The 17,448-nt window shown below is 65.1% G+C and carries 22 protein-coding genes; 2 read left to right on the top strand and 20 right to left on the bottom strand.

Annotated features, from left to right (window positions below; translation table 11 throughout):
- Positions 1-3: 3 nt before the first annotated feature.
- From HWE17_RS21155 to HWE17_RS21070, 18 genes are all read right to left on the bottom strand, one after another.
- Positions 4-522: a TadE/TadG family type IV pilus assembly protein gene (locus HWE17_RS21155; RefSeq protein ID WP_176390119.1), complete on the bottom strand. Its 519-nt coding sequence runs from the start codon at positions 520-522 to the stop codon at positions 4-6.
- 10 nt (positions 523-532) lie between these two features.
- On the bottom strand, positions 533-1,000 hold the full coding sequence (locus HWE17_RS21150) for a TadE/TadG family type IV pilus assembly protein (protein ID WP_176390118.1): 468 nt from the start codon (positions 998-1,000) through the stop codon (positions 533-535).
- A gap of 7 nt (positions 1,001-1,007) precedes the next feature.
- Positions 1,008-2,558: a Tad domain-containing protein gene (locus HWE17_RS21145; RefSeq protein ID WP_099403581.1), complete on the bottom strand. Its 1,551-nt coding sequence runs from the start codon at positions 2,556-2,558 to the stop codon at positions 1,008-1,010.
- A gap of 46 nt (positions 2,559-2,604) precedes the next feature.
- Positions 2,605-2,892: a hypothetical protein gene (locus HWE17_RS21140; protein WP_035821256.1), complete on the bottom strand. Its 288-nt coding sequence runs from the start codon at positions 2,890-2,892 to the stop codon at positions 2,605-2,607.
- 9 nt (positions 2,893-2,901) lie between these two features.
- Positions 2,902-4,509 carry a type II and III secretion system protein family protein gene (locus HWE17_RS21135; protein WP_176390117.1) on the bottom strand — a complete coding sequence of 536 codons (1,608 nt, stop codon included), beginning with the start codon at positions 4,507-4,509 and terminating at the stop codon, positions 2,902-2,904.
- A gap of 22 nt (positions 4,510-4,531) precedes the next feature.
- Positions 4,532-5,380: a Flp pilus assembly protein CpaB gene (cpaB, locus tag HWE17_RS21130; RefSeq protein ID WP_176390116.1), complete on the bottom strand. Its 849-nt coding sequence runs from the start codon at positions 5,378-5,380 to the stop codon at positions 4,532-4,534.
- The gene (locus tag HWE17_RS21125; protein ID WP_217916841.1) at positions 5,377-6,723 is read right to left on the bottom strand and encodes an ATP-binding protein; all 1,347 of its coding nucleotides are present in this window, start codon (positions 6,721-6,723) and stop codon (positions 5,377-5,379) included. Before HWE17_RS21125 ends, cpaB begins: the two co-directional genes overlap by 4 nt.
- A 31-nt stretch (positions 6,724-6,754) precedes the next feature.
- Positions 6,755-7,375, bottom strand: a complete 621-nt coding sequence (locus HWE17_RS21120; protein ID WP_176390115.1) for an isoprenylcysteine carboxylmethyltransferase family protein — start codon at positions 7,373-7,375, stop codon at positions 6,755-6,757.
- A 40-nt stretch (positions 7,376-7,415) separates the two neighbouring features.
- Complete coding sequence (locus tag HWE17_RS21115; RefSeq protein WP_217916840.1) at positions 7,416-8,003, bottom strand: prepilin peptidase; 588 nt, start codon at positions 8,001-8,003, stop codon at positions 7,416-7,418.
- Complete coding sequence (locus HWE17_RS21110; protein ID WP_176390114.1) at positions 8,000-9,070, bottom strand: phosphatase PAP2 family protein; 1,071 nt, start codon at positions 9,068-9,070, stop codon at positions 8,000-8,002. Before HWE17_RS21110 ends, HWE17_RS21115 begins: the two co-directional genes overlap by 4 nt.
- On the bottom strand, positions 9,067-9,240 hold the full coding sequence (locus HWE17_RS21105) for a Flp family type IVb pilin (protein ID WP_081922552.1): 174 nt from the start codon (positions 9,238-9,240) through the stop codon (positions 9,067-9,069). The genes HWE17_RS21110 and HWE17_RS21105 overlap by 4 nt, the downstream gene beginning before the upstream one ends.
- A 93-nt stretch (positions 9,241-9,333) precedes the next feature.
- Entirely contained in the window at positions 9,334-9,516 is a 183-nt protein-coding gene (locus HWE17_RS21100) for a Flp family type IVb pilin (RefSeq protein ID WP_035821247.1), read from the bottom strand.
- A gap of 73 nt (positions 9,517-9,589) precedes the next feature.
- The gene (locus HWE17_RS21095; protein ID WP_158300249.1) at positions 9,590-9,736 is read right to left on the bottom strand and encodes a hypothetical protein; all 147 of its coding nucleotides are present in this window, start codon (positions 9,734-9,736) and stop codon (positions 9,590-9,592) included.
- Between the two features lie 248 nt (positions 9,737-9,984).
- Positions 9,985-10,686, bottom strand: coding sequence for a response regulator transcription factor (locus tag HWE17_RS21090; protein WP_235211723.1), 702 nt, complete (start codon positions 10,684-10,686; stop codon positions 9,985-9,987).
- Complete coding sequence (locus tag HWE17_RS28980) at positions 10,683-12,350, bottom strand: sensor histidine kinase (protein WP_035821245.1); 1,668 nt, start codon at positions 12,348-12,350, stop codon at positions 10,683-10,685. Before HWE17_RS28980 ends, HWE17_RS21090 begins: the two co-directional genes overlap by 4 nt.
- A gap of 150 nt (positions 12,351-12,500) precedes the next feature.
- The gene (locus tag HWE17_RS21080) at positions 12,501-13,472 is read right to left on the bottom strand and encodes a sensor domain-containing diguanylate cyclase (RefSeq protein WP_176390132.1); all 972 of its coding nucleotides are present in this window, start codon (positions 13,470-13,472) and stop codon (positions 12,501-12,503) included.
- Between the two features lie 5 nt (positions 13,473-13,477).
- The gene (locus tag HWE17_RS21075; RefSeq protein ID WP_092711326.1) at positions 13,478-14,104 is read right to left on the bottom strand and encodes a chemotaxis protein CheC; all 627 of its coding nucleotides are present in this window, start codon (positions 14,102-14,104) and stop codon (positions 13,478-13,480) included.
- Positions 14,105-14,106: 2 nt separating this feature from the next.
- Complete coding sequence (locus HWE17_RS21070) at positions 14,107-14,475, bottom strand: response regulator (RefSeq protein ID WP_035821243.1); 369 nt, start codon at positions 14,473-14,475, stop codon at positions 14,107-14,109.
- A gap of 206 nt (positions 14,476-14,681) precedes the next feature.
- Between HWE17_RS21070 and rpiA the strand changes: the two genes are divergently transcribed.
- On the top strand, positions 14,682-15,359 hold the full coding sequence (gene rpiA / locus HWE17_RS21065) for a ribose-5-phosphate isomerase RpiA (RefSeq protein ID WP_176390113.1): 678 nt from the start codon (positions 14,682-14,684) through the stop codon (positions 15,357-15,359).
- Positions 15,360-15,391: 32 nt separating this feature from the next.
- On the opposite strand, the gene HWE17_RS21060 is transcribed toward rpiA, so the two are convergent.
- On the bottom strand, positions 15,392-15,916 hold the full coding sequence (locus HWE17_RS21060; protein WP_176390112.1) for a DUF6622 family protein: 525 nt from the start codon (positions 15,914-15,916) through the stop codon (positions 15,392-15,394).
- A gap of 166 nt (positions 15,917-16,082) precedes the next feature.
- Entirely contained in the window at positions 16,083-16,355 is a 273-nt protein-coding gene (locus tag HWE17_RS21055) for an oxidative damage protection protein (protein ID WP_034750797.1), read from the bottom strand.
- A gap of 219 nt (positions 16,356-16,574) precedes the next feature.
- Here HWE17_RS21055 and kdsA point away from each other — a divergent pair, with 219 nt between their 5' ends.
- Complete coding sequence (gene kdsA / locus HWE17_RS21050; protein WP_034750794.1) at positions 16,575-17,420, top strand: 3-deoxy-8-phosphooctulonate synthase; 846 nt, start codon at positions 16,575-16,577, stop codon at positions 17,418-17,420.
- The last annotated feature ends 28 nt before the right edge of the window (positions 17,421-17,448 follow it).

The following is a 17,448-nucleotide window of genomic DNA, read 5'->3' as shown; positions in this document are numbered from 1 at the left end:
CGTTCAGTTGATCTGGAAGCCCAGGCTCTCGGCGTGCATGACGACGACCGAGGCGGGCACGGCGATATTGAGAAAACCGAACAGGCTGACCATCGGCGTATAGCTGACGTTGTCGATCGATACGCGCACGCTGTCGATGCAGCTGGCCGTGCGCGTGATGTCGCCGCAGGCCGACAGGTTGTCGCCCGGATCGAGCGGCGGCAAGGTCACTTCGGCGCCGCTCTTGTTCAGGTAGCGGATGGTGATGTTGGCGGCCGTCAGTTCCGGCGCGGCCGGCAGGGCCGTGCCGCCGAACAGGGCCAGGGTCTTGATGGCGTCGGTCTGGTCGATCCAGCGCACCACCGCTTCGCGCGCGGCGCGGCGGCTCACTTCCTGCACCGTGTTGTACAGGAACAGCATGCGGCCAAATTCGAGGATGCCGAACAGCAGGGTGAAAAACAGCAGCGCCACCAGGGCGAATTCGACGGCGGCGGCGCCGCGCTGGCGGCCGGTTCGGAGGGCAAGTGGAAGGCGGTGGCGCATGGCGTTCTCCTTACAGCATGTAGCGCATGGTGGTGCGCGGCGACAGCGGCGTGGCATAGCTGCTGGCCGCGCCGATCACGAAGGGCAGGTACTGGCCCACCGACAGCGTGTAGTTGACGACTTCGACGCGGATGCCGCCCGGCGCCGTGCCATCGGTGCAGCTGCTGTCGTTGAACGCCGCGTCCAGGCAGGTGACCGTCACGTTGGCCGTGGTGAAGTCGCTGATGCCGGCGCTGAGTGCCGCATCGACCACCGTCTGCCTGGCGGCCGGCACGCCCTGCGAGGCGATGCCGGCCTTGGCCTTGACGGACATATTGCGCGCCGCGTCGCGCGTGGCCTTGGTCAGCGCGTCGTAGTACCAGAAGGCGCGGCCGAAACCGAAGATGCCGGCCAGCAGGGTGACCAGCAGGGCCAGCACGATGCCGAATTCGACGGCGCCGCCGCCGCGCTGGCTGACGTGGGAATGGTGGGTGCGCATGGCCGCCTCACTTGTAGAGTTTGATTTCGGAATTCGGCACGGGCTCGATCAGGCCCGCGAACTCGACGTCGAGGCGCTTGGTGCCGCCGCTGAAATCGGCTTTCATCGTCATGAAGAATTTGCCGATGCCCACCGCGGTCATGGTGCCGCACGAGGCCGGCCCCACGGGCGCCGTGCGGCAGTCGACCAGCACCACGTTGAGGATGCGCCGGTTGCGCTGGCCCGGATGGGCCGCCGACGGCGCCTGGAACGTGGGGCCGCTGGTCTGGTTGTAGGGCGAAGGCGGCGTACTGGCGGGAAAACCCGCGCCGGGGCTGACGGGGTAGCTGGCCGTGTCGAAGTAATTCGCCTTGGCCGTGCTGTACATGGGGTTGGCGTTGCCGTCCGCGACGCTATACGCCGTGCCGGCCTTGGCCGGGGTGGCGCCATTGCTTTGGTAGGCGGGACCATAGGACCACAGCACGCCGTAGCCGGCGAACTGGGCGAACGTGGCCGAGGGGGCGGGGACGGCGCCGGCCGACGGCAGCTGGTAATTCGGCTTGTTGCCGGCCAGGCTGACGGGCTGCTGGCTGGGCAGGGTGCTGGCGCCCGGTTGCATCCAGCTGGCGGGCGGCGAGCTGGCGGCAGCGGCGGCGCAGGGCGACGCGGCGCCCACGCAAGGATATTCCTTGATGTTGGTGTCGGGCGGCGCCGTGGCGGGGTCGCACACGGAGGGGCCGCCGTAATCGTCGAAGCGCGAATTGAGCGAGGCGGCCAGCGATGCGGACAGGCCCGTGTTCGTGTAGACCTGGCCCGTGCCGCTGGTGATGACGGCGCTGCTGCCCGTGCACATGAACGGCGCGGTGGAGGCGGCGCTCGAATGCGAGGCGCTGCAACTGCCGGGCGGGGCGTCGACGGGGTTGATCAGGTAGGGATCGGACGGGCCGCCCAGCGGATTGAGGCCGAACAGGTTGTAGGTGACGCCGCGGCGAAAACCGAATTCCAGCAGCTCCGTCAGGCCCGTGCCGGCTGGCGCGGCCGGATAGGTGTATTGCGCCGTCTTGTTGGCCGGATCGACGGCGCACACGCCGATCGGCGTGACGTCGTTGACGAAGCGGCCCGCCACGGCCACGCCCGAGGTGCTGGTGCTGGCGATGCCGGCGATGCCCATCAGGTAGGTGGCAAAGGTCTTGCTGCCCGTGTCGACGCGAATGAAGGTCTGGCCTGCGGGGCTGGTGCGGGCGCTGGCGCCGGACGACCAAGGACCGTCGGGGCCGGGACCGAAGCTGATGTTGGCGGCCGTCAGGGTCAGCGTGGTGGAAAAATCGTAGCGGTTCTTTTGCGCGATGGCGATGGCCTTGGCCTGCGCATTGTCGATGCCGGCGGCGCTTTGATTGAGTTCCACGGCGCCTGCCAGCGCCGAGCTGTCGGCGCCGTTCTGCAGCTCCGTCTTGGCGATGTACAGGTGGCCCAGGTCCAGCACCAGGCCGCCCATGGCAAACAGCACCACCAGGGTCAGCCCCAGCACGATGGCGATCGCGCCTTGCTGCTTGTCGTGCCTGCGAAATGCGGTGTTCATGGCTGTCTCCTGGTGGCCTGGGGGGAATGCATCGCGGGACTGGCGCCTACTGGCGTCCGCCCACGCCGATGGTGAAGACATTCGGTTGCGGTTCCGGCGCCGCGAACGATTTCTGGTAGCGCTGGTAGGCGCTGGCGCCGGCCTTGCCGTCGATGCCGCTGACGGGGTTGGCATTGCGGTAGGCGTCCGGATACATGATCTGCTGGGCCTTGAGCAGGGCCACCGATTCGCCGAAGTGCGAATCGAGCACGGGCGTGGTGGTGGCGGTGCAGCCGGCCAGCAGCGACAGCAAAGACAGCAGGGCGGCGCAAGGCAGGCGATGTGCGGTTTTCATGGTGTTCTCCTATTTGAGGTCGAAGCCGGCGGCAGGCTGGGGCGCGGCCGCTTGCGGCGGCATGGGCGCTGCTGGCGCTGGTGGTGGTTCCTGTGCCGCTGCCGGCGCCGGTGCGCTGCCTTCCATTTTTCCCTGCATGAACATGTCGCCGCGCGTCGGCTGGATGTAGCCGTCGGTGGGCAGCTTGTAGTCGGGCGGCAGCGGCTTGACCAGGTGCGGCGTGATGATGAAGACCAGTTCCGAACGGTCCGTCTGGAAGTCCGTGCTGCGGAACAGGGCGCCCAGCACGGGCACTTCGCCCAAGCCTGGCAAGGCCTTGATATTGCTGGTCACGTTGTTCTTGATCAAGCCGCCGATGGCGAAGCTCTGGCCGTCGAACAGCTGCACCGTGGTGGTGGCGCGCCGTGTCGTAAACGAAGGCAGGATGGCCGTGGCCGAGATGCCGGTGGCGGTGATGCCGATGCCGTCCTTGTTCAGGTCCGACACTTCCGGCGCCACTTTCAGGTTGATGCGTCCCCCTTCGAGCACGGTGGGCGTGAATTTCACGGCCACGCCGAACTCCTTCTCTTCCAGCGTGATGGTGGGCACGCCGTTATTGTTGGTCTGGCTGACGGGGATGAAGATCTTGCCGCCGGCCAGGAAGCTGGCCTCCTGGCCGCTGATGGCCATGATGTTCGGTTCGGCCAGCACCTTGATCAGACCATCGCGTTTTTGCGCGTCGAGGTTGAAGAAGTTGTTCTTGCTGGCGCCGCTCAAGCCGCTGGGATTGTTGCTGAGCAGGCTGGACAGCAGCGAATACGACCAGCTGCCGATGGTCTTGTTGATGCCCAGGCTGGCGCCCAGCTGGTCGACCAGCACCTTCGACACTTCGGCCACCTTCACTTCCAGCATCACCTGCTGCGGCGCGGCGATCGACAGCAGGTTGATCACGCGCGGCATGTTCGCATCGGGCGCGGCGGCGGGAGCGGCAGCGGCGGCGCCTGCGGCTGGCGCGGCGCCGGAGGAGGCACCACCGCTGCGGCTGCTGCGCTGCACATAGGCGTTGGCCAGCGACAGGGCCTGGTCGGCCTTGACGACGTCGCTGACCATGCCCGACAGGATCAAGGTGTCGCCCGCCACCGTGACGTGGATCTTTTCGTTCGGCAGCAGCTCCGCCATGCGTGCCTGCAGGCTGCTGCTGTCGATGCCGACGGCCAGGTCGATGATGGTGGCGTCATTGCTCTTGTTCCACAAGATCAGGTTGGTGGTGCCGACGGAGCGCCCCAGCAGGTACACCTCGTTGGGATTGAGCAGGATGACGTCGGCGATGCGCGGGTCGCCGACGGACATGCGGCTGGCGGCGAACGGCAGGCGCATCAGGGTCGACTTGCCTTCGGCCAGGCTCATTTGCGGCGCCATCTCGGTGCGGCCGGCGCGCGATTCGCTTTGCGGCGGCGTGGACTTGGGACGGACGGCGGTGCGGCTGCTCCGGGCCGCGCCCGTTTCGGCGGCAACGGCGGTGGCGGCCGTGGCGGCGACTGGCTCGGCATGCGCCCGGGGCGCCAGGGCGCCGATGGCGGCGATGGCAAGCGCCAGGTGCAGGCCCCGGATGCCGCTTGCTGTGCGATATGTACTCATGGCGTGGCTCCTCTGGTGCAGGTTAGAATTGTTGGGAGCTGCGTTCCAGCCCCTTGATGACATCGACGCGGGGACCGGCCTGTGGCGCTGCTGCGGCGGCAGGACGGCGGCGGGGCAGCGGCTTGGCTTGCACCATGGCGGCGGGGGCCGCCATGGCGACTTTTTCATCGAGCAGGGTGCTCTTGGTGGCGCCTTCCGTGTTGACGGGCTTGTCCTCGACCTGGTTGCGCAGCACCAGCGACAGGGTGCCCACGCTGCGTGCCAGGTCGAGTTTTTCCGCCTGCTCCGGCGTCAGCTCCAGGGTCACGGCGTTGACGACTTTCGGCTTGGTGTCGTCGCGGCTCGATTCCTGGGCGATGGCCAGCACGAGTATGCGTTCGAGCACGATCTTGGAAATGTTCGGATCGCGGTCCGGCGTCTTGCGCGCCCCTTCGCCCTGGGTGTTGACGAGGATGTCGACGAAGTTGCCGGGCAGGGCGAAGCCGGCCACGCCCACCACATCGTTGACGCGCACGGTCATGGCGCGCTTGCCCTCGGCGACGACGGCCGACAGGCCGCCTTGCGTGCCGGGAGGCGCCAGCTTGCCTTCCATGATAGGTTCGCCGTGCTGGATGCTGGTGCGCGTGACGCGCGTTTCCAGCAGTTTCGGATCGTTGATGGCGCCCGGCGGCAGCGCGTTCGATGGCCAGTCCACCATGCGCACCATGTCGGGCGTGAGGCGCGCGCCCAGGCTGATGTCGACCTGGGCCACGGCCACCTTATTGATGTTGCCCGAGGCTTGGGCATTGATCCAGCGCGCGGCCACGATGACCGCGGCGAACGCCAGGATGACCGCAATGGCCATCATCGTCAGTGCGCGTGCGTTTCTCATTTTGCTTCCCCTTTGTGCTGGACCGCTGCCGGTCCGTTATGTGTGCTTGCAAGGTCGTCATCGCTGCCGAAATAGTTTTTCCATGCCCACAGCAGCACTTCCGGATTCAGTTGCGCCGCGTGGTCTTCATAGCGCGCCTGGTCGCACACCTGCGCCAGGATGTCGCGCGGATGGCAGGCCAGCAAGGGCCGCTGGTACTGGCTGTGCAGATGCAGCAGGTAGGCGTAGGCGGCTTCGTCGAAGTTGATGCCCAACTGGGCGCAGGTGCTGCGGAACACGGCCAGGTAGTGGTAGGCGCTCAGGGGGCCCACGTGGATCTTGTAGCCGATGCGGCGCAGGAAGGAGTCGTCGGCCAGGTGCTGCGGCGCCAGGTTCGACGAGAACACGACGATGACGTCGAAGGGCACGGGGAATTTGTAGCCCGTGTGCAGCGACAGGTAATCGATGTGGCGCGCCATCGGCACGATCCAGCGGTTCATCAGCTCCACGGGCGAGCAGCGCTGGCGCCCCAGGTCGTCGATGATGAAGATGCCGTTGTTGGCCTTCAGGTGCGGCGGCGCCTGGTACAAGCGGGTGCCCTGGTCGAATTGCAGGTCCAGCATGTCGAGCGTCAGCTCGCCGCCCGTCAGCACGGCTGGGCGCTCGGCGCGCACCCAGCGCGGGTCGGACGGCACGGCGCCGCCGCGCGACAGGGTGTGCAGCATGGGGTCGAGGAAGGGCAGCACTTCGCCGTCGACCATCACGGCATGGGGCAGGGCGATGGCGCCGCTGAGCAGGCCGTTCAGGCGCTCGGCCAGGTAGCTCTTGCCGCTGCCGGCGGGACCGTGGAAGAACAGGGCGCGCCCCGAGTTCATGGCCGCGCCCAGCTGGTCGAGCACGGCCGAACTGGCCACCACGTCGCGAAATTCGCGCTGCACGTCGTCGCGCGTGACCTGCATGTCCGCCACGCTTTGCGCCAGCACCTGGTTGCTGTAGTCGGCCAGGGTGACGGGGGCGGGGCCGCTGTAGGCATTGCGGCGCATGTACTCGGCGGCGCGCAGGCGGCCCTGGTCGCCCAGCAGGTAATACAGGTCGGCGTCGGTGCCGCTGCCGCCGTTGCGGCGCGCTTCGCACAGCTTTTCGGCGCGCATGAAGGTGAGCAGCGGTTCGAGCACGCCGGCGCCCAGTTTCACGTGCGTCGACAGGGCGGGCAGGCCGATCTGGCCGCGCAGGAAGAGTATCTTGACCAGCAGTTCGACCAGGAACAGGAAGGGCAATCCCGTTTCCTCGACCGTGCGTGGCGCGCGCCTGGCCGCCGGCTCGATGCCGCCGCCGTCGCTGCGTTCTGGATAGGTGTCAGGCATGATGGATACTCCTCGTTCGGGTGGCCGGTGATCAGAAAATGAAGGGCAGCAGGCGGTACTTCACCTGGCGCATGTAGACGCGGTAGCGCACGTCGGTGGACAGGAAACGCTCTTCGCGCAGCAGGCGCATCACCATCATGCTCATCGTCGCGACATAGATGATGCTGTTGGCGGGCGAGGTGTTGGTCAGCAGGTAAGCGCTCAGGGAAATCAGGTAGCTGGCGTACAGCGGATGGCGCACCACGCGGTAGACGCCGCCCGTCTTGATCTCGCGCTGCGCCGCCACCAGGCCGAAGCTGCGGTTCAGCGACAGCAGGCCGGCGATCTGCAGCAGGCTGCCGACGGCCAGCAGGTAGCGCGCGCCGGGCCAGATGGCCATGTCGGCGGGCGAGAGCAGGAAGGGCGCGAAGGTGGCGCCGATGGCCAGCAGCCAGTCGCCCGCATCGGTCGAGACGCTGACGGGGGCCGAGCGCACGATGAAGAACAGGGCGGCCAGGGTTTCGGCGGCGCAGAACAGCACATAGCTCCAGTCGCCGCTGTGCAGGAATCCCACCACGTGGGCGCTGGCGAAGAACGTCCACAGGCAAGCCATGGCGATGCTGGTGAACAGGCTGGCGTGGCGCGAGTGGCAGAGGGTGGCAAGGGTGTGCATGGTCGGATCCCGTGGTGGCTGGTGGTCGGCGCGGCGCGTTTCAGCGCAGGCTCCACAGATGGTGGTATTGCAGGAACACCTGCAGCGCGGTGCCGCTGGCAATGGCGAAGGCGTAGGCCAGCTTGCCGGTGGCTGGCGGCGGTTCGGCGATCGTGGCGGCGCCGCCGGCAAGGCTGTGCAGCAGCGCGCCCAGCATCATGTGGTAGGTGTTGCGCAGCACCAGGCGCAGGCGGCGGCCTGCCAGCGCGGCGGCCAGGGCCAGCACGCCGCCGCACAGGAAGGTCAGTAGGGCCGCTTCGAGCACCGCATCGGGGCCGAGGAAGGCGCCGCACATGGCCATCAGCTTGACGTCGCCGGCGCCCAGGGCGCGCAGCAGGTACATGGGCAGCAGCAGGGCCAGTCCGGCAGCGGCGCCGGCCAGCGCCTGCGGCAGTCCCAGGCCGCCGAAGGAGGAATCGAACAGGCCGGCGCCGGACGGCGTGAAGCTGTTCAGCGCCAGGCCGGCCAAGGTGCCCCACAGCACCAGCTGGTTCGGGATGCGGCGCGTGCGCAGGTCGTGCCACAGGGCGGCAGCGAGCAGGCTGGCCAGCACGGCCAGGCACAGCAGCATGGGCAGGCGGGCGCTCATGATGTCAGTCCTTCCTTGCCCATGCAGGGCGCGGTGGCCATGTGCATGCTGGGGGCTGCGGCCTGGCTGCCCAGCAGCCGTCCCACCAGCTGCCACACCAGCGCCGCGCCGGCCGCGCCCACATAGCCGTCGAGCGCATAGTGCCAGCCCAGGTGAATGGAGCCGAGCAGGATCAGCACGGCGAAGGCGGTCAGCGAGATGCCTGCGGCGCGGCTTACTTTCCAGCCCATGATCGCCATCAGCACGGCGGTGGCCACATGCATGCTGGGCATGGCGGAGATGCCCAGTTCGCCGTTCGCGCCCTTGCTTTGATAGCCTTGCCACAGCATCTCCTGCACCTGCAGGGCCCAGACGGGCACGTGCTGGTTGGCGTCATGCAGGTAGGCCATCAGCGGCGCATACGGGTCGCTGGCGTGCAGGTGGCCGTAGTAGCAGGGGCCGACCGAGGCAAACAGCACGGCCATGACACTGCCCAGGATGATCCAGGTCAGCGCAAAGCTGAGCAGGAACTGCATGCGCAGCAGCGGGCGGCGCGTGTCGAGGATGAGCCAGTACAGGATGGCGTAGAACAGGAAGAACCAGAAGTGGTAGCTGAAGTTGAGCAGGCCCGTGACGAGCGGGTGGCCCAGCAGCGGCTGCAGCCTTTCCCATGGGGCCTTGCCGCCATGCAGCGCGATGTCCCAGGCCGACAGGCTGGCATCCCAGGTGTACGGATGCAGGCGCGGGATGGCGGCCTTGAATACGGTGAAGCTGGAGGCGAAGACGGGGATCAGCAGCATGGCCGGCAGCGCGTGCAGCAGGCGCTCGTTGCTCAGGTAGTGGCGCAGATCGTGGTACAGATAGTGGCACAGGCGGTGCGGGCGTTTCACCACCATGACGTGGATGGTGTAGCCGCACAGGATGAAGACGGGGCCCGTGAGGATGGCCACGAGGAAGCCGGCCAGCACGTTGAGGGTGTCCGAGGCGCTGGGCAGGCCGCCGGCCAGCAGGGCCGCCGCGGCGGCATACAGCAGCACGATCAGCAGCAGGGCGCGGTGGGTGCGCAGCGAGGCGCGCAGGGTATTCATGACAGGGCCAGGACCACCTGGTCCTTGACGTAGACAAACAGCAGCCGGACCTGGTCACCGAGCAGGGTGATCGTGATCACCAGCACTGCCGCGATCAGGCTCGCCAGCAGCGCATACTCGATCGCCGTGACGGCGGACTCGTCGGATAAACGGCTGAAGAGAGATTTCACGATGGGCCTCTGATAGGTAAGCACGAGAAACTGGCCGGTGGCGTTGACCTGGCGGTAACCGGGCTGGCGCCGTGCCAGCCCGGAGCACCGTGTTCAGGCGGCAGCCGTATTGGCGGAAGTGAGCTTGGTACCGATGGTGCTGAAAGTCTTTTTCAGCTGCGTGCCGACGATGGTGACGGCGGCGATGATCACCACGGCAATCAGGGCAGCGATCAGGCCGTATTCGATTGCGGTGACGCCATCTTCTTCGCGGATAAAGTTTTTGATGAGGTTCATGACAACTCCTGGTGGTGGTTAAGGTACAGCGGTGGGTAAAACGGCATGGCAGCGTTGCTACGACCTGGTGCTCTCACGGGCTTTCGCCCAGTGCCAGCAGTCCGATGATGCAGACCACCGCCATGAGGGCCGCCACCAGGGCATAGCGGTAGAACGCAGCCTTTTCCTTGCCCTGCAAATAGGTGATCAGGGCTGTCGGAAGAAACTTGTCAAAGCGCATGCTGTGCTCCGTGTCGTGGTGGGCCGCGCGGTGATTTGCACTCCGGTAAATCCACTATAGAAGTCGGCACCTTGATCTACATCAGAAGAACATCCTTTTATTGCGGGGAGGAACTGCTTGTTTTTTTCGTGACAATTGTCATGCTTGCGTCTGGCGCGCAGACGCAATGGCCGTGCCGGTGGTGGGCGCAGGGGGAGGCGGGGAGGGTGGGCGCGGCCGTGCGGTGGCCGCGCAGGGGGACTGTGGCGTCAGGCGCCGGGCGGCAATTGGCCCAGCTGGTGCTTGGTGGCGTAGGCGTACAGTTCCAGGCGGTTGTACACGCCCAGCTTGCGGTAGATCGACGTCAGGTGGTTGCGCAAGGTGTGTTCGGAGATGAACAGCTGGTCGGCCAGCAGCTTGGCCGGCGTGCCGCTGCCGTGCACCAGCGCGGCGATGATCTTTCTTTCCTTGAGGGTCAGGCTGGCGACGGCGATGGCTTGCGCCGAGCCGCCGCCGGGCTGGGTCAGCTGCGTCAGCATGCGTCCCAGCATCGCGTGTTCCAGCCACAGTTCGCCCTGGTACACCTTTTCGATGGCCTTCAGGACCATCTCCGCCGGGGCGTCCTTGCTGACGATGCCGCGCGCGCCTTTCAGTACCGTCTGGTCGAGGACGGCTTGGTCGTGGCTGGCCGTCAGCACCAGCACGCGCGTGCCGCCGCACTGCGCCAGCGCGGGCAGGATGGCCAGCGAGCTGATGCCGCCCAGGTCCAGGTCCAGCACGATCACATCCGGTTGCAGCGCCTTCGCCTGCTCCAGCGCCTCGGTGCTGTCGGACGCCGTGGCGACCACGCGCATGCCCGAGTGCTCGCCGCCGATCAGCCGCTCCAGGCCCCACAGCATGGTCTTGTGGTCGTCCACCAGCATGACGCTGATGACATGGCTGGCCGGTGGCATGTGGCGTATGTCGTTCATATGGGGATCTCGATCTGTACGGAAGTGTTGCCCAGCATGCCATGCGTGACGCGTGCCGTGCCGCCGAGGGCGGCGGCGCGCTCGGCCAGCGAGTCGGGCAGGAAATCGGGGACGTGCGCGGCGGCGCATTCGTTGTCGATGCTGATGTGCAGCGCACCCTGCACGCAGGTCAGCTTGACGGCGCCATGGCGCGCCGACGTATGCTTGCGGATATTGCTCATGCCTTCGTTGACGATCTGGAACACCTCGGCCGCCAGGCGGTCGTTGATGTGCAGGTCGCCTTCGATGTGCAGGGCGATGTCGATGCCATAGAATTCGCGGATCTGCGTGGCCTGGCGGCGCAGCGCGACCAGCAGTTCCGGCTCGCTTTGTACCTGGCCGTTCTTGAACGTGCGCGCATAGCTGCGCAGGTCGGTGATCACCTGGCCCGACATGATGATCAGCTTTTCCAGTTCGGGCAGCAGCGGGTTGCCCGGCGTGGCTTCGTTGCGCAAGGCGGCCAGGCCGTGGCGCAGGCCGATATACGGCTGCACGGCCGTGTCATGCAGGTCGCGCGCGATCTTTTCGCGCTCGCGCGAGGCCGCCTGTGACGCCAGGCGGTCAAGCAGGTCGATGTTTTCAATGACGGGAAACGCCTGCGCGCCTATATGGCTGAGAAACAGGGCGTCCGTCTTGCTCATGCTGGTGGCGGACACGACAAAGATGCGGCCTTTGCCATTGCGCAAGGGCAGCGGCGCGCTGATGAAGGCGTGCGCTTCGAGCAGTTCGGCCAGGCGGGCGCCTGCCGCGTCGTCATGCCGCAGCCAGCGCCCGCTGTCGGGTTCGAGCATGCGCGCGCCGCCGGTCCACGGCAGCCAGCGCCCTGCGGGTTGGTTGTACAGGGCGATCTTGTCGTACGGAAAGGCGAGCAGGGGGCTGGCCGCGTCGTCGCTGAGGAGCGAACTCGTATGCACGACGCCCGTGCCCGTATGGATCACGCTGCGCAGCGACCACACCCGCGTGCCCTTGTCCTGCATGATCAGCAGGCAACTGCGGCCGTTGAAGTAACTGCGGGTTTTTTCCAGCACCGAGGTGATGGTCTGGTCGACGCCGAAGCGGGGATTGGATAGCTGGCTGACATCGCGCAGCAGCGCCAGGTGGCTGCGCTGGGTGATGGCCGAGCCACCCCAGTAGGCGATCATGTAGCCGAGCGCCAGCAGGAAGGTGGTGCGCAGCAGCAGGCGCGACAGTTCGGCATCCGTTTCGCCGAACAGGGCGGTGGCGGCGAACAGGCCGGCCGAGGCCAGGGTGACGCGCGCGCCTTCCTCGAAGCCCCGCTGGAACGAGGAGGTCAGGATGGCAAAGAAAAAGAACAGGAAGAATAAATTGTTGTGGCTGCTGGTGGAAAACACGATCAGCGCATACCAGGCCACATCCAGCCAGTACAGCAGGATGTCCTGCGGCAAGCTGAGGCCCAGCAGGGCCAGCACGTAGAGCAGCAGGCTGTGCATGGTATAGGCGGAAAAGATCAGCCAGGTGATCTTGCTCAGCTTGCCGGCGCTTTCGGGGTCGATGAACAGGGTCAGCAAGGTGGCGCTCGACAGCAGCAGGCGCATGCCGTTCACCATGGTCGTATCCATGCCGGCGCCCGGCAAGCCGGATCTGAGGGGAGGATCGAGATTCACAAGCGCTCCTGGCCATGTCCCGCATGGGTGGGCCATGCGCAGGGATAGATACCACAGATAAATTCTTGTTGTTGTTGCTACAATCAGTAACGAGTCTACGCACACGCCGTAAAGATGTCTACAGGAATCCTTTGCCTGGCGTTGTATTTCCTACAATGGCTGTACCATCACACGGTTGCGCCCGGCGCCCTTGGCTAGATACAAGGCGCGGTCGGCGGCGCCGATCAGGGCGGAGATGGCCAGCGGCTGCTGCGGCTGTTGCGTGGCGATGCCGATGCTGACCGTGATGTACTTGACCTCATTGCCCGTCTTGGCATGCGCAATGCGCAGGTCGGCCGCATGCTGGCGGATCGCCTCGGCCATGCGCAGCGCCTGCGCCGCGTCCGTGTCGGGCAGGATGGCGGCAAACTCTTCGCCGCCATAGCGGGCCAGCAAGTCGGTCGGGCGCTGCAGCATGGCGGCCAGTTCGGCCGCCACGCGGATCAGGCAATCATCGCCTTGCTGGTGGCCGTAATGGTCGTTGTAGTCCTTGAAATGGTCGATGTCGATCATCAGCAGCGACAGCGGGCTGCTGGTGCGCATGGCGCGCCGCATTTCCTTCTCGATCGCCACGTCGAAGTGGCGGCGGTTGGCGATGCCCGTCAAGCCGTCGGAAAAGGTTTGCGAGCGCAAGACCATCGTTTGTTCGCGCAGCAGCTTTTCGCGCCCCACGGCGATGGTGACGTCATTGATCTGGATCAGGCAGTGGCGCGGCGAACCGGGCAGGTTGATCGGCGTGACGGCGATGGCTTGCTGCATGCGTTCCTCGCCGTCGCTGCCGCCCGTGGCCGCGCCATGCGTGTACAGCGCAAACGGCGCCTTGTGCAGGGTTTGCGACAGCAGCGACTGGAAATTGTCGCGCAGTGCCTGAGTGATGGCCGAATCGATGCGCTTGTGCCGCATTTCCGGGAAGACGGTGAAGAAATCCTGGCCCAGCACGGCGTCGGCCGGGCGGGCCGAGTGGCGCGCCATCCAGCGGTTCCACAGCACGATGCGGTGCTGCTCGTCGAGCACGATGGCGCCCAGGTTCACGGCGCCGAGTATGCTCTCGAGCAGGGCGAGTCGGTGCAAGGCATCCGGCATGATCGTCACGCCTGTCCCAGCACCTTGGCCAGGTAGCGGCTCACTTGCTGCTTCAGGTCGTGCAGGGCGGACAGGTCGAGCACAAAGGCCACATACCCGTGGATCTGGTGCTTGGACAGCACGAAGTCGATATGCAGCATCAGCACGACGGCGTCGTCATCGTGGCCGCCGAACGAGGACAGGATTTCCGCACTGGTGCCCACGTGGTACAGGGGCAACGAGCCATGCAGTTCGCTGTCGAACAGGTTGGCCAGGGTCCCGACGCAGGAATTGAGGATGATGTTGCCGATCTCGCTCATCGCTTCCTGTTCCATCTCCGTCAGTTCCTGCAGCGGCATGGCGTCGCCCACCATCAGGCGCACGATTTCCAGGCTTTTATCTTCGGGAAACATCAGGATGGCTTCGGTGGCGAAAGCGCCATCGTAATGCTGGCTGACGCCGCAGATGCGTTCGCCATCCTTTTTGCTGCCCAGCAGGGCGGCCGCGTCGGCACGGTTCAGGAAGGTGATCGACGGCACCGACATGGTGACTTCTTCATTCACGATCTCGCTCATGGCCGCCGCCGCATGGCCCACCCCGATGTTGAATATCTCTACCAGGGCGTCGTTCTCGAGTTCGGAAAGATTGACCATGCTCACAGTCCCAGTGATTCGATCAGCTGGTGGATGCGTGTTTCCGTGATCGGTTTTTCCATGAAGCCCACACCCAGTTCGCTGGCGCGGTTGCGCGTGGCGTTCTGCACATTGGCCGTGACGAGAATGATGTGCGTCTGCGGGCACAGCGCGCGCAATTGTTCCGCGGCCGCGATGCCGCCCATGCCGGGCATGTTGACATCCAGTAGTATCAGCACAGGAGTGACGGTCTTGACCTTTTCCAGGGCTTCCTCACCCGTCGCCGCCTCAAGCACTTGCCAGTCGGCATGTTTGCTGAGGATGAACTGATGCGACATCAAACGTGAAACCCGGCTGTCATCGACAACAAGTACCTGTTTACTGTGAGTCATGTGCTATTCCTGAAACGTCATATCGGTGTATCGTTTCATTTTCGCATATTTTAGAGGGCATAGAGTGAAATTGGGTGCGCAATTGCCCTAGGGCAAGGTTTTCCCATTTAGCTGTTGTATCGCGTCGCAGCGTCGGTCATGATGGCCGGCTGGCCGGGCCGGCAATCCGTTAAAATAGCGCCATTCCTCACTTTAGCCTGAATGCCATGACCCAAGACGAATTGAAGCAAGCCGTAGCCCGCGCCGCCATCGCCTATGTAGTTGAAGGTGAAATCATCGGTGTCGGCACCGGTTCCACCGCCAACTTTTTCATCGATGAACTGGCCAAGATCAAGGACACCATCAAGGGCACGGTCGCGTCGTCCGAAGCGACGGCCGCGCGCCTGGCCGGCCATGGCATTCCCGTCTTCGACCTGAACGATGTTGAATCGATCGCCGTCTACATCGATGGCGCCGATGAAATCACGGCCAGCGGCGCCATGATCAAGGGCGGCGGCGCGGCATTGACGCGTGAAAAGATCGTTGCCTCGGTCTCGAAACAGTTCGTCTGCATCGCCGACGGCTCCAAGCTCGTCGAGACCCTGGGTGCTTTCCCGCTGCCGGTGGAAGTGGTGCCGATGGCCCGCGCCGCCGTCTCGCGCCAGCTGGCCGCGCTGGGCGGCACGCCCCGTTTGCGCCTGAAGGCCGGCAGCACGGAAGCGTTCATTACCGACAACGGCGGCGAAATCATCGACGTGCTGGGCTTGAAAATTGCCGACCCGGTGGCGCTGGAACAGCAGATCAACCAGATCGTCGGCGTCATCGCCGTCGGCCTGTTCGCCGTGCGCGGCGCCAATATCTGCCTGCTGGGCATGCCGGAAGGCGTGCGTACCCTGGCGTACTAAGATGATAGCCGGCGTTCGCCGGCATAGATGTTTTAAACGGCGGCCCCTTGCGGGCCGCTTGTCATTTGCGCCTGGCGGTACACGGCCACGGTGCGCAGCAAGCCACCGAGGAAGATGCCGCTGAAGCAGCCATAGGCGAGGCAGACGGGTACGCTGAAGCCGGGCGCATGGGCATAGGCCGGGGCGATGGCCAGGGTCACGGCGACCGCATATTTCATGCAGAAGATGCTCATCATCAGGATCAACGGTACCCAGCTGCCGGGACGCTGCACGCTGGCCCGTGCGGGAATGGCCACAATGGCGTCTGTCCTGGTCAGCGTCCACGCCAGCGCCGCGCCGGCCAGGGCGCCGGCGGTCCAGGCGAACGGCGCCACGCCATCGAAGCCGAAACTGCCATGCACGCCGCTCAGCGACAGGGCCAGCATGACGAGGGGAATGATGCACAGCTTGCGCAAGGTCACTTCGCGCGCCCGGCTGGCCAGCACGCCCCGATAGACGAGAAAGCCCAGGATGGCCCAGACGTAGAGGGGAGTGTGGCTGAAGATTTGCTGCAACATGGTGTCCGCCTTGGAATGAGGTTGTCGATGGACGTACTGTGCCAGCGGGCGGCGCGAGCGGCGAGCGGTGTGCGACGAAACGGGGAGGCAGTGCCGTGAAACGGCGGGGGCGGGCGTGAAACGCAGGTGAAACTGCCCGTGACGTGGTCACGGGCATGCTTGAAACTTACTCGGTAGGGGGAACGTAACCCATGGCCGCATCGGCGCCATCGCCGAAGAAATGTTTTTCCATCTGCGTGGCCAGGTATTTGCGGGCGCGCGCGTCGGCCAGGTTCAAACGGTTCTCATTGACCAGCATGGTCTGGTGCTTGAGCCAGGCAGCCCAGGCTTCCTTCGACACCGATTCGTAAATCTTCTTGCCCAGTTCGCCCGGGTACGGCGGGAAATCCAGTCCTTCGGCTTCCTTGTTGAGTTTGATGCAGTGGATCGTGCGGGCCATCTGTGCTCCTGAATCAGTGTAGAGATAAAGCGTGATTATAAGGCACTTTGCGCCTGCCCTCGCGGGGCCGTCGCGGCCTGGCGACACGCCGTTTGCCGCGCCCTTGCGCTGGATCAAATTTGATCTGCGCCGCCCCAGCTAGTAAGATGCCTTATCGCGCCAGCCGCTGGCTGCGCCTCTTCCAAGCAAGTAGTAACAATTAACCAATATGGAATCCCTATGACCTCAGTGAAAGTCCATGGCATCGACGTCAGCAATACAGGCAGCTTCGCGCTGTTTGGCGGCATCAATGTGCTCGAATCGCGCGATCTCGCCATGCGCGCCTGCGAAGAATATGTGCGCGTGACGCAAAAACTGGGCATTCCCTATGTGTTCAAGGCCAGTTTCGACAAGGCCAACCGCTCGTCGATCCATTCCTACCGCGGCCCGGGCCTGGAAGAAGGCATGCGCATCTTCCAGGACGTCAAGGCGGCGTTCGGCGTACCCGTGATTACCGACGTGCATGAACCGTGGCAGGCGCAGCAAGTGGCCGAAGTGGTCGACGTGCTGCAATTGCCCGCCTTCCTGGCACGCCAGACGGACCTCGTCGTGGCCCTGGCGAAAACCGGTAAAGTCATCAACATCAAGAAGCCGCAATTCCTCAGCCCAGGCCAGATGGCCAATATCGTCGAAAAATTCAAGGAAGCGGGCAACGATCAACTGATCCTGTGCGACCGCGGCACCTGCCTCGGCTATGACAACCTGGTGGTCGACATGCTGGGCTTTGGCGTCATGAAGAAAACCTGCGACGACCTGCCCATCATCTTCGACGTCACGCATGCGCTGCAGCAGCGCGACCCCGGCGGCGCCGCGTCGGGCGGCCGCCGCCAGCAGGTGGCGGATCTGGCCCGCGCCGGCCTGGCCGTCGGCATTGCCGGCCTGTTCCTGGAAGCCCATCCTGATCCCGACAACGCCCGCTGCGACGGCCCCAGCGCCTTGCCGCTGGACCAGCTGGAGCCATTCCTGGCGCAATTGAAGGCGCTCGATGACCTGGTCAAATCGTTTGCGCCGCTGAATATCAAGTAATGATATTTTAGTAAAGAAAAAGCCCGGC

The organism is Janthinobacterium sp. BJB401 (assembly GCF_013372745.1).
Taxonomy (GTDB): domain Bacteria; phylum Pseudomonadota; class Gammaproteobacteria; order Burkholderiales; family Burkholderiaceae_D; genus Janthinobacterium; species Janthinobacterium rivuli.
Note: the sequence above shows the minus strand (reverse complement) of the source record. Positions and strands in the feature narration are given on the sequence as shown.

Coding starts and splice junctions, on each gene's coding strand:
- cpaB (WP_176390116.1), bottom strand. CDS start 5,380: ATGAGAAACGCACGCGCACTGACGATGATGGCCATTGCGGTCATCCTG.
- HWE17_RS21120 (WP_176390115.1), bottom strand. CDS start 7,375: ATGCACACCCTTGCCACCCTCTGCCACTCGCGCCACGCCAGCCTGTTC.
- HWE17_RS21115 (WP_217916840.1), bottom strand. CDS start 8,003: ATGAGCGCCCGCCTGCCCATGCTGCTGTGCCTGGCCGTGCTGGCCAGC.
- HWE17_RS21080 (WP_176390132.1), bottom strand. CDS start 13,472: ATGCCGGATGCCTTGCACCGACTCGCCCTGCTCGAGAGCATACTCGGC.
- HWE17_RS21150 (WP_176390118.1), bottom strand. CDS start 1,000: ATGCGCACCCACCATTCCCACGTCAGCCAGCGCGGCGGCGGCGCCGTC.
- HWE17_RS21145 (WP_099403581.1), bottom strand. CDS start 2,558: ATGAACACCGCATTTCGCAGGCACGACAAGCAGCAAGGCGCGATCGCC.
- HWE17_RS21135 (WP_176390117.1), bottom strand. CDS start 4,509: ATGAGTACATATCGCACAGCAAGCGGCATCCGGGGCCTGCACCTGGCG.
- kdsA (WP_034750794.1), top strand. CDS start 16,575: ATGACCTCAGTGAAAGTCCATGGCATCGACGTCAGCAATACAGGCAGC.
- HWE17_RS21055 (WP_034750797.1), bottom strand. CDS start 16,355: ATGGCCCGCACGATCCACTGCATCAAACTCAACAAGGAAGCCGAAGGA.
- rpiA (WP_176390113.1), top strand. CDS start 14,682: ATGACCCAAGACGAATTGAAGCAAGCCGTAGCCCGCGCCGCCATCGCC.
- HWE17_RS21100 (WP_035821247.1), bottom strand. CDS start 9,516: ATGAACCTCATCAAAAACTTTATCCGCGAAGAAGATGGCGTCACCGCA.
- HWE17_RS21060 (WP_176390112.1), bottom strand. CDS start 15,916: ATGTTGCAGCAAATCTTCAGCCACACTCCCCTCTACGTCTGGGCCATC.
- HWE17_RS21075 (WP_092711326.1), bottom strand. CDS start 14,104: ATGGTCAATCTTTCCGAACTCGAGAACGACGCCCTGGTAGAGATATTC.
- HWE17_RS21070 (WP_035821243.1), bottom strand. CDS start 14,475: ATGACTCACAGTAAACAGGTACTTGTTGTCGATGACAGCCGGGTTTCA.
- HWE17_RS21155 (WP_176390119.1), bottom strand. CDS start 522: ATGCGCCACCGCCTTCCACTTGCCCTCCGAACCGGCCGCCAGCGCGGC.
- HWE17_RS21140 (WP_035821256.1), bottom strand. CDS start 2,892: ATGAAAACCGCACATCGCCTGCCTTGCGCCGCCCTGCTGTCTTTGCTG.
- HWE17_RS21090 (WP_235211723.1), bottom strand. CDS start 10,686: ATGAACGACATACGCCACATGCCACCGGCCAGCCATGTCATCAGCGTC.
- HWE17_RS21125 (WP_217916841.1), bottom strand. CDS start 6,723: ATGCCTGACACCTATCCAGAACGCAGCGACGGCGGCGGCATCGAGCCG.
- HWE17_RS21110 (WP_176390114.1), bottom strand. CDS start 9,070: ATGAATACCCTGCGCGCCTCGCTGCGCACCCACCGCGCCCTGCTGCTG.
- HWE17_RS21095 (WP_158300249.1), bottom strand. CDS start 9,736: ATGCGCTTTGACAAGTTTCTTCCGACAGCCCTGATCACCTATTTGCAG.